Source organism: uncultured Holdemanella sp., from assembly GCF_934772795.1.
Lineage (GTDB): Bacteria > Bacillota_I > Bacilli_A > Erysipelotrichales > Erysipelotrichaceae > Holdemanella.
Genome location: NZ_CAKVMR010000078.1, coordinates 1 through 9,294, shown reverse-complemented (window position 1 = coordinate 9,294; position 9,294 = coordinate 1). Strand labels below are relative to the sequence as shown.

The following is a 9,294-nucleotide window of genomic DNA, read 5'->3' as shown; positions in this document are numbered from 1 at the left end:
TTTGGAAGATTCATATGTTTTTCAAATATAGCTTTCACAATAAAGTATTCACCATAATCCATCAATTCATAGGCTACTGCCTTATTTGGTGAATTGTGTTTTTCATTAATTCTTGCATACAATTCATTTTTGTATTTATGAAACTGCACCTTGAATACAATATCCTTCTGCGTACTTCGATAGGTCAACATATCATTATCAATATTTAATTTGAAAAGGTTGTTTGAATATTTGCCTTGTCTTCTTCCGGTAATAAGCATTCTTCTTTGTCTTCTGAATCTAAAAGTTTCTAAATCACTTCTTAGATTCTTTTTACCACCAAAACATACAGAAGGCATCTTTCTTTTAAGTTTGAACTCATTTCGGTTTCTTCTGAATTTTAGATTGCGAATGATACTCTTCAATCTTTTAATGTTTGGATCCAATACCTGTACCTCATACAAATAGTCATCTTCTGTATATTTCTTTTTCTTGGATCTATTGATCAGCTTCTCTTTTTCCTTTAAAGCCTTCTTCAATTGTTTCTCATTCTTTTTTATTTTTTTGTTTATCTTTTTAAGACGAGTCTTGATCATATCTTGATTTTCTTTTTCCAGACATTTCAAACTTTTCACCAAAGCCTTGGCCTCATATATGGCAGACAAAGGAAAATAATCACTTGTACCATAGAAGGACTTGATCATTCTTTGATCTGTTTCTGAATAGGTAACATCCTTATAAGCACGATCAAAACAGATCTTGAATGCCTTATGAAGCATACAATTATACAGTTCAAGATCTTTTTTGATGAATAATTCTGCTTCTGGTTCCAGATCTTTATAATAGATTCTTTGCGACATTGAAAACACCTTCATAAGACAAGTCCTCCTGTTCTATCTGACTCTATTATACTATATTCAAAACAGATTTAACAGATAGATTTGAGACTTTCTAATTTATTTTATTTTTATTATTATATCATCAATGTGAATATGTGATATTTATTGATGTTCTCACATGTTCACATTAAATTCACATTGGGACCGCGTTTTTATTCGATTTAGAATCATTCTATTCTATACTTCAATTATGGATACAACTTATCATTCAAACATTCCAATTGAAACTCTATCATTTTTAGATTGTGATATTCGAAACTTCAATTTTATTCATCTCATCAAGAACATCTTTTTCGATAATACTGACTACATTCGAAAATTAGACGTGATTGTAAAAAAACAATTCAACAACTAAAGACATATACAAGATGTAGGCAATTTCAATAGTCTTTTTTGTCGTTACTGATAATCTATACCATGTGATATTTTAGCATTATTTCACATAACGTGTTTCACTGCTCCGAAACCAAAATCTTAATATACAAAAAATGAGAGACGCAAGTCCCTCACTATTGAATGTTGATATATTTTGTTTCTTCTTCACGCTTCACAGGTTTTGTAGGCAATAAGATGAACAACTCACCATTGTCAAAACGAGCTTTGATATCCTCTTGTTTATAGCCTTCACCAATATAGAAAGAACGAGAATAAGTTCCAGTAAATCTTTCTTGACGAAGTACACGAGTATCTTCTTTGTTGATATTACGAGTTGCGGTAATCTTTAAGTAACCATCTTTTAATTCAATTTGAATATTTTCTTTTTGAATACCACAAACCTCCATACAGATTTGATAATATCCATCTTTTTCATAAATATCTGTTCTTAATACAGTATTTGTATCTTGTTTTTTAGTATCATTGAAAAAGTCATCAAAATAATTAGGGTAATAGCGCATATTGAATCCTCCTTAGCACTTATATCTTTTAACTGCTAATATCATAGTACAATCGCTTGGCACAGTCAATAGCTGAGTGCTAAAATTGTTGTAAATAATTTGTGACTGCTACGAGACCTGCATGGCGTAATAGTCTCTTTCGCATTTAGTACATTTTTACTTCAAATCTTTATTCATGAAATGGTGAGTGCTCATTATAGTAAAATTCTTATTTTGCTTTACACGAAAGACTTGTACCATTAGCTCACCTCCTTTTTAAATAGAAAAAGACGCAAGCCACATTGTCTATGACTTTCGTCTTTCTGCCTAACTTACTTTTTTATTTTTGAATATCTGAAATTGGATAGGGATAAATCAACCTTTAAAAGTCATAGGAATTTTGACTCTGAGATAGAGATGACCTTTAAACACTTTTAGGGTGAATTTTCCTATCTTTTTGTTACAGTATTTTTAGAAGGGATTGGACGAAAATAAAAAGAGTAGAAATCCAGCATCGACCAAAGTTGTGATTTCTACCCGTCCTCTTAGACAATTATTTGATACTGAAAATTACCAACGACTTCAACCTAATTTTGAACGAAAATGATTATTTTGTTAATGCGATCGATCTGCTTTCTTTACATTGTCCTGTTTGTGGTGCCAGATTGGCACTTCAAAAATGTTGCTTCTTCTGTTGTAAGTTGAAAACAAAAATCTTCTGGGAATCGTTTTATATTCCTTTTTACTGCACGATTTAAAGCCTTTGTTTCTACTTGATAAAGCTTCGCTAGATCACTATCCACCATGACTTGTTTGTTTCTTACCACATAAATGAGATTTTTGATGAACAGAAAACCTGTAAATTCCTTATAAATAAGTTGTTACGGAACTAGATAAAACCAACGTCAAAATACCAATGATTGAGTGCTAATTATTTCGTCGCTTGTTACGAGTACACTTTTCTGCATCAATAGCTAAGACAAACATAAGTGCATCTAATGCATTCTCTGGATCTTTAACATTGATGACATAGGTATCGGTAAAATTAAAGATTTCTTTACGAATAACAGCAACAGTATCATAGCTTTCATCCACAATTGTATAATTCCATTCTGTAAGAGTTCCATCAATATGCCATCCATTGTAGTCAATGTTGTAATGTGGAGTAAAGAAAGATAACTCTTTCGATAAACATCCTATATATTCATTGTTTTTATAGATTTCAAATTTTGGAAGTAAAGTCAACACCTTTTCTAATACAGTACCCACTTCATTTCCATTTCGATCATAAATGACTAGCTTATGTCCCCAAGAAAGTCTTCCTTCAACTTGATATACAACACGACCGGTTTCATCATAAATATCATAGCTGTCAAACCAGGAAAAGAATCGTTGTTTAAATAATAGTTTCATAGTATCACCACCAAATCAATTATATCATCATTGAATATCTTTTAAGGTTTATTTAAGTTTTAATATATATACTCATTAACGAAATAGGCAAATGCACTGATTATACTTTTCATGCCCTTAAAATAATCATGCCTATTTCCTTTTTTTTGACAATTTTTAAATTCTTAAGAAAACTTAAGGAAATCTTAAGGAAAACATAATACAATGTTTCTGAGGTGAATTTGTTATGAAGAAAAAACTCGGGAATATATTGATTTTTGTGTTGATTATCGGACTTACCATTGGATATGGAATCTATAAAGATAACCAATCTACAGTCACTGTAAATAAAATTTATACAACTCAGTTTCAAGAACAGGCTTTATCGGATTTAGAAAATGAAAAGGGAAATGGAAATTATACACTTCAAAATATATTTATGAAGTACAATCCTTTTTCAACCAATACGCAATCGATGTATGTTTATTTCAATACATCCAAAGCCGCTAAAATTACATATACGGTGAGTAGCAACGATTATGCAGACTTTAGTGCAACAGCTTATCAGGCAAAAGAATTTCAAAAAGAACATGAATTTCAATTGATTGGTTTGATTCCTGATTGTACAAATACCATTACGATTACAGCTACCTATAAGGATGGTACAAGTCAAAGTGTAAGTACAAACTATACAATGGGCTCTCTTTTAGGGGATGAAGATATTCAACTTGAACAAGTATCTGGTTCTAAACAAGACTTAGGTAATGGTTTATATACACTATTAGGAAATGATGCGGATGATCAAGACTTTGTCTATATGTATGATACAAATGGCATTTTGCGTTCAGAAATTCCAATTATTGGATATCGATCACATCGTATGTTGATGCAAAATCAAACACTATATATGAGTGTTTCTACACATAGAATGGCAGCTATCAATCATTTGGGGATGATTGAACACATTTATGATTTAGGTAATTATATTATTCATCATGATTATCAATTTGATCAGGATGGAAATTTAATTCTTTTAGCTACAAATGAAGAAAAGAATAGTGTTGAAGACTGCATTATTAAAGTGGATGTAGATACAGAAGAAGTTAGTGAATTATTAGATTTAGATGATTTATTTGGAAGTTATAAAGAGAGTACGGACCATAAAGAAGGTTCAAAATGGGATTGGATGCATATCAATACACTTCAATACTTAAGTGATGATAGTGCGATTCTTTCTTCTCGAGAAACAAGTTCAATCATTAAAATCAATAACTTAAGTACAAATCCAAGTATTGGCTATATCATCGGAAATGAAGATTTCTGGAAAGATACAGACTATACCGAATACTTATATACAAAAGTAGGGGACTTCTTGACAAGTGGAGGACAACATACTGTAACCTATATGGAAGATGATTCATTAGAATCAGGTCAATACTATCTATATATGTTTGACAATAACTTTGGCTATTCAAAGACAAGAAAAGATTATGACTGGACTGTCAATGATGGGATTCAAACAAGTATTTTAGAAGGAACGACATCGTATTACTATCAATACTTAGTGGATGAAAATGAAGGTACATATACTTTGGTTAAATCTTTTGAGGTTCCGTTTAGTGCCTATGTATCGAGTGCACAAAATCTAGGTGATCATATTGTCGTGGATTCAGGTATTGCAGGACTTTTATCTATCTATGATACGGATGGAAATCTAGAACAACAATTTAGTATCAAGAAAAATGATCGCTTTATTTATCGAATTTATTATTATGATTATAAAGGATATTATTTTAGTTAGAGAGCAATCTCTAACTTTTTTTAAGCCAATTTTAAGTCTTTGTATGTATGTTTATGGTATGACATATCAAGAATTTTATGGATCTGACTATGATAAGTTTAAAAATGTTTTGGATCAAGTTTTAAATACAATTCAATCCAGTGCATTCGATTGTATACAATATACAACTTCAAGGATCAAATCACCAGAAAGTGTATTAAATAAGATAGGTAATGATTATTCATTGCTTCATGATATTATTGGAGTTCGCATCATTTGTTCGTTTGTGGATGAAATCTATGAAGTAAAAGATTGGATTGTTTCATGTTTTAAAGTGATGGAAGTAAGAGATTATTTAAAACAACCAAAACCAAGTGGCTATCGAAGTCTACATGTGATTATTAAAGTAGATGGTTGTTTGGTTGAAATTCAGGTGCGTACGATCGCACTTGATTTTTGGGCAAATCTAGAACATCAAATTCATTATAAGAAGCACATTGAAGATGAAGAATTGATTCGAAGTGAATTAAAACGATGTGCCGATGAAATTGCATCTTTAGACTTATCGTTTCAGGCAATCAAAGATAGAATTGAGGGATAATATGCGATTGTTGATAGCGGATGATGAAATAAATTTAGCGAAGGCACTACAAGCCGTCTTAATAGATGCAGGATATAATTGCGATGTGTGTTTTGATGGGAATAGTGCAATTCATCTTGTTTCTCAAGAAATGTATGACGGATTAATTTTAGATATTATGATGCCAGAAAAGAATGGGTATGAAGTATTGTCTATGATTCGAAAAAAGAAAATAGATATTCCGGTATTGCTTTTAAGTGCATTAAATGAAGTAGATGATAAAGTTATAGGCTTTGATCTAGGTGCCAATGATTATTTATCTAAACCCTTTTCGACAAAGGAATTGATTGCACGAATCAAAGTGATGTTGAAAGAAAATATAATGGATGATTCTTATCTACAATATCAAGATATTATTTTGAACAAGAAAGAAGAAACACTTTCTTGTAAGAATACAAAATATCAATTATCTAAATATGAAAGTAGTATTCTTTCTTTGTTGATTCGAAGTGAATCAAATCGAGTACCCATTTGGCTAGTGATTGAAAAAGTATGGGACAATCGAGTCAATGTGAATCCGAATACAGTTTCATTATATGTGTCTTATTTGAATCGAAAACTTTTGGCCTTGTCATCAAAGGCACATATTGAAATTAATGAAGAAAATATAGAACTGTGTGTTAATATATAAAAAAGGAAGAAAGGGCGTGACATTATGAATATATTGGTAGTGGATGATGAAAAAAATATTGCGTATGCGATTGCACAAATTTTAGAAGAACAAAAATGGCAGGTGACTATGGCCTATGATGGACAAGAAGGTTTAGATCTTGCCCTAAGCGGATACTATGATGTAGCCGTTTTAGATATCATGCTTCCTGGTATGAATGGTTTTGAGATCGTACAAAAGATGCGTGCCAATAAAATTGAAACACCAACACTTTTATTGTCGGCACTAGATGAAATTCCAGACAAAGTCAAAGGCCTAAATGTAGGGGCCGATGACTATATGACGAAACCATTTTCAGCTGCCGAACTTGTTGCTCGCATTAATGCACTAACAAGACGTAAAGGAGAAGTCATTGTACACGAATTAAAGTATGAAGATCTTTCTTTACAATTGGATACTTGTGAGTTGTATTGTAAAAGTCAACATATCCATTTGGGATATAAAGAGTTTGAGATCATGAAACACTTAATGTCACATCCAGAAATGATTACTTCAAAAGATGATTTGATTATCTCTGTATGGGGAAGTGAAAGTGATGCGATGGACAATAATGTCGAAGTCTATATTTCGTTTTTGCGAAAGAAATTAAAATTTTTAAAGAGTAAAGTTTCAATTAAGGTGATTCGAAAAGTTGGATATCGACTAGAGGTTTGCGATGCTTAAAAAATTACAGACCAAATTCATTTTGATTTTAATGTCCTTTGTCAGTATCATCTTACTTTCTGTTTTTGGCGTCGTATGCTGCTCCAATTATATACATGATAAAAAAGATGTAGAACGAAGTCTAGAATTAGCTTTGAAATTAAAAGATAAAGATTTTAATTTTTCTTTTGAGAACAATCGAAATTTTAACGGGAATTCCTTTGTGATTTATACCGATTCCAATTATGAATATATGATCACAAGTCGTTCTGTATGGAATATATATGCAGATGATGCACAAAGCTTAATTGAAAGTGTAGAAGACAAAGATGATATTGGAGTGTTGAAAAAACTTGGGTTTGCGTATAAAAAAGAAAAAATCACCAACTATCAAGTAGACGAAAATACTATTATTCCTTCAGGCTATGCCGTAGCCTTTGTGGATATATCGAATATGCAGTCATCTTTTCATAGAATGTTGATCATATCCATTCAAATTGGTTCTAGTGTATTACTCGTATTCTTTATATTAAGTTGTATTTTAAGCAAATGGGCACTAAAACCCGTCGAACAAGCATGGGATAAACAGAAACAATTTGTCGCGGATGCTAGCCACGAATTAAAAACGCCATTAACGGTTATTTTAGCGGATAGTGATGTATTAATTAATCACTCAACAGAAACCATTTCTTCACAAAAACAATGGATCGAATCCATTCAAAGTGAAGCGAACCGTATGCGAAAATTGGTTGAGAATATGTTGTTTCTTGCCAAGAATGATGCGAATCGAATTGAAATTTCGATGCAGAATTGTTCTTTGAGTGATATATGTTTTCATTGTGTTTTACCATTTGAATCCATTGCGTTTGAAAAAGGTATTGATTTAATAGATGAAGTGGAAGAGAATATAGAGGTACATGGAAATGAGTCGCAGTTAAAACAGTTGATTTTAATTTTCTTGGACAATGCGATCAAATATACGCCTAAGGGTGGAAAGATTTATTTTAAATTAGTCAAGATACAAAATAAACCCGTCATAACAATTCGTAATACAGATAGTTATATTCCACCTGAAGATTTAAAACACGTATTTGAACGTTTCTATCGTGTTGATAAATCAAGAAAATATCAAGGGGGAGCCGGTTTAGGCTTATCAATCGCCAGTCAAATTGCGCAAAGTCATAAAATCAAATTAAGTGTGACAAGTGATAAGATACAAGGTACAGAATTTACTTTGAATTTCTAGGAGGATAATTATGTTTCAAAAAAGAGTCGATCAAGTAATCGCAAAAATGAAGGCGGATGGGCTTAAACAAATCTTAGTGAGTGAACCATGCAGCATTTATTATTTAACAGGTGTTGATGTAGGTCCAGGAGAAAGATTGTTTGCGCTATATTTGAATGATGAAGGAAGAAAAGTATTATTTTTAAATACATTATTTACAGTTGAACAAAAGGATTGTGAAGAAATTTGGTTTAGTGATACAGACGATTCCATTTCACTTTTAGCTAGTGTTATTGATTCAAGTGAAACGCTAGGCATTGATAAAGAGTGGACAGCACGTTTCTTGATTCCTTTAATGGAAAAGTGTGAAGGTTTGAAAGTGGTTCTTGGATCAAAATATGTAGATGCTACTCGTGCCATTAAGGATGAAAAAGAAATTGAATGTATGATTGAAAACTCACAGATCAATGATGTTGTGATGGAACGTACAAGAGATTTCATTAAAGAAGGCATGACAGAAAAACAAGTAGAAGCTTTTATTCTTGAACAATATAAATTGTTAGGATGTCAAGACGTGTCGTTCTCACCCATTTGTTCATTTGGAGCTAATGGCGCAGATCCTCACCATATGCCAGATGATTCTGTGTTAAAAGCAGGCGAGAGTATTGTCATTGATATTGGGGGAAGAAAAGATCGTTATTGTTCCGATATGACACGTACATATTTCTGTAAAGAAGCAAGTGACGAATATAAAAAGATTCATGACATTGTGCGTGTTGCGAATGAAAAAGCGGAAAAAATTATTCGTCCAGGCGTTCGTCTATGTGATATTGATGCAGCTGCACGTGATTATATTTCTAGCTTTGGCTATGGCGAATACTTTACACATCGCCTAGGACATTTCATTGGTCAAACCGATCATGAATTTGGGGATGTAAGTTCAACCAATACAGAAACTGTAAAACCAGGCATGATCTTCTCGATTGAACCAGGCATCTATTTACCTGAAAAGATGGGTGTTCGTGTCGAAGACTTGGTACTTGTTACTGAAGATGGTTGTATTGTGTTAAATAAACTAGATAAAAAATATGCGATGATTGGTTAATCATCGCATTTTTTCTTATGTGTGCCGGGCATGGCATGAGTTCAGTTGGAGATAAACCAACCACAGGTAGTTACCGCCAAGTGTAGT

At 32.2% G+C, this 9,294-nt stretch carries 11 protein-coding genes; 7 read left to right on the top strand and 4 right to left on the bottom strand.

Annotated elements, in window-relative coordinates; translation table 11 throughout:
- Nucleotides 1-854, bottom strand: an 854-nt coding sequence (locus Q0F04_RS10625; protein ID WP_295753126.1) for a hypothetical protein, incomplete at its 3' end; no start/stop codon positions are given.
- Nucleotides 855-1,068: 214 nt separating this feature from the next.
- Between Q0F04_RS10625 and Q0F04_RS10620 the strand changes: the two genes are divergently transcribed.
- Nucleotides 1,069-1,233, top strand: coding sequence for a hypothetical protein (locus tag Q0F04_RS10620; RefSeq protein ID WP_295753124.1), 165 nt, complete (start codon nucleotides 1,069-1,071; stop codon nucleotides 1,231-1,233).
- 154 nt (nucleotides 1,234-1,387) lie between these two features.
- On the opposite strand, the gene Q0F04_RS10615 is transcribed toward Q0F04_RS10620, so the two are convergent.
- The 3 genes from Q0F04_RS10615 to Q0F04_RS10605 form a co-directional block, all read right to left on the bottom strand.
- Nucleotides 1,388-1,774 (bottom strand): Hsp20/alpha crystallin family protein, encoded by a 387-nt coding sequence (locus Q0F04_RS10615; RefSeq protein WP_295753122.1) that lies wholly within the window; start codon nucleotides 1,772-1,774, stop codon nucleotides 1,388-1,390.
- 617 nt (nucleotides 1,775-2,391) lie between these two features.
- On the bottom strand, nucleotides 2,392-2,559 hold the full coding sequence (locus Q0F04_RS10610) for an ORF6N domain-containing protein (RefSeq protein WP_295753119.1): 168 nt from the start codon (nucleotides 2,557-2,559) through the stop codon (nucleotides 2,392-2,394).
- Between the two features lie 121 nt (nucleotides 2,560-2,680).
- The gene (locus Q0F04_RS10605) at nucleotides 2,681-3,166 is read right to left on the bottom strand and encodes an LURP-one-related family protein (protein WP_295753117.1); all 486 of its coding nucleotides are present in this window, start codon (nucleotides 3,164-3,166) and stop codon (nucleotides 2,681-2,683) included.
- Nucleotides 3,167-3,392: 226 nt separating this feature from the next.
- Between Q0F04_RS10605 and Q0F04_RS10600 the strand changes: the two genes are divergently transcribed.
- Genes Q0F04_RS10600 through Q0F04_RS10575 form a run of 6 tightly spaced genes read left to right on the top strand, consistent with a single transcriptional unit; the run spans nucleotide 3,393 to nucleotide 9,207 of the window.
- Nucleotides 3,393-4,946, top strand: a complete 1,554-nt coding sequence (locus Q0F04_RS10600; RefSeq protein ID WP_295753115.1) for an aryl-sulfate sulfotransferase — start codon at nucleotides 3,393-3,395, stop codon at nucleotides 4,944-4,946.
- Between the two features lie 58 nt (nucleotides 4,947-5,004).
- Entirely contained in the window at nucleotides 5,005-5,526 is a 522-nt protein-coding gene (locus tag Q0F04_RS10595; protein WP_295753113.1) for a hypothetical protein, read from the top strand.
- Between the two features lies 1 nt (nucleotide 5,527).
- A complete protein-coding gene (locus Q0F04_RS10590; protein WP_295753111.1) occupies nucleotides 5,528-6,196 on the top strand; it encodes a response regulator transcription factor in 669 nt (222 codons plus the stop codon).
- A 24-nt stretch (nucleotides 6,197-6,220) separates the two neighbouring features.
- Entirely contained in the window at nucleotides 6,221-6,898 is a 678-nt protein-coding gene (locus Q0F04_RS10585) for a response regulator transcription factor (protein ID WP_117572058.1), read from the top strand.
- On the top strand, nucleotides 6,891-8,123 hold the full coding sequence (locus Q0F04_RS10580) for a HAMP domain-containing sensor histidine kinase (protein WP_295753109.1): 1,233 nt from the start codon (nucleotides 6,891-6,893) through the stop codon (nucleotides 8,121-8,123). The genes Q0F04_RS10585 and Q0F04_RS10580 overlap by 8 nt, the downstream gene beginning before the upstream one ends.
- Nucleotides 8,124-8,133: 10 nt before the next feature.
- The gene (locus Q0F04_RS10575; protein WP_295753107.1) at nucleotides 8,134-9,207 is read left to right on the top strand and encodes a Xaa-Pro peptidase family protein; all 1,074 of its coding nucleotides are present in this window, start codon (nucleotides 8,134-8,136) and stop codon (nucleotides 9,205-9,207) included.
- Nucleotides 9,208-9,294: the final 87 nt, after the last annotated feature.

What these genes read in the sequence shown, in the direction of transcription:
- Q0F04_RS10620 (WP_295753124.1), top strand. Translation starts at nt 1,069, where the DNA reads ATGGATACAACTTATCATTCAAACATTCCAATTGAAACTCTATCATTT.
- Q0F04_RS10615 (WP_295753122.1), bottom strand. Translation starts at nt 1,774, where the DNA reads ATGCGCTATTACCCTAATTATTTTGATGACTTTTTCAATGATACTAAA.
- Q0F04_RS10610 (WP_295753119.1), bottom strand. Translation starts at nt 2,559, where the DNA reads ATGGTGGATAGTGATCTAGCGAAGCTTTATCAAGTAGAAACAAAGGCT.
- Q0F04_RS10605 (WP_295753117.1), bottom strand. Translation starts at nt 3,166, where the DNA reads ATGAAACTATTATTTAAACAACGATTCTTTTCCTGGTTTGACAGCTAT.
- Q0F04_RS10600 (WP_295753115.1), top strand. Translation starts at nt 3,393, where the DNA reads ATGAAGAAAAAACTCGGGAATATATTGATTTTTGTGTTGATTATCGGA.
- Q0F04_RS10595 (WP_295753113.1), top strand. Translation starts at nt 5,005, where the DNA reads ATGACATATCAAGAATTTTATGGATCTGACTATGATAAGTTTAAAAAT.
- Q0F04_RS10590 (WP_295753111.1), top strand. Translation starts at nt 5,528, where the DNA reads ATGCGATTGTTGATAGCGGATGATGAAATAAATTTAGCGAAGGCACTA.
- Q0F04_RS10585 (WP_117572058.1), top strand. Translation starts at nt 6,221, where the DNA reads ATGAATATATTGGTAGTGGATGATGAAAAAAATATTGCGTATGCGATT.
- Q0F04_RS10580 (WP_295753109.1), top strand. Translation starts at nt 6,891, where the DNA reads ATGCTTAAAAAATTACAGACCAAATTCATTTTGATTTTAATGTCCTTT.
- Q0F04_RS10575 (WP_295753107.1), top strand. Translation starts at nt 8,134, where the DNA reads ATGTTTCAAAAAAGAGTCGATCAAGTAATCGCAAAAATGAAGGCGGAT.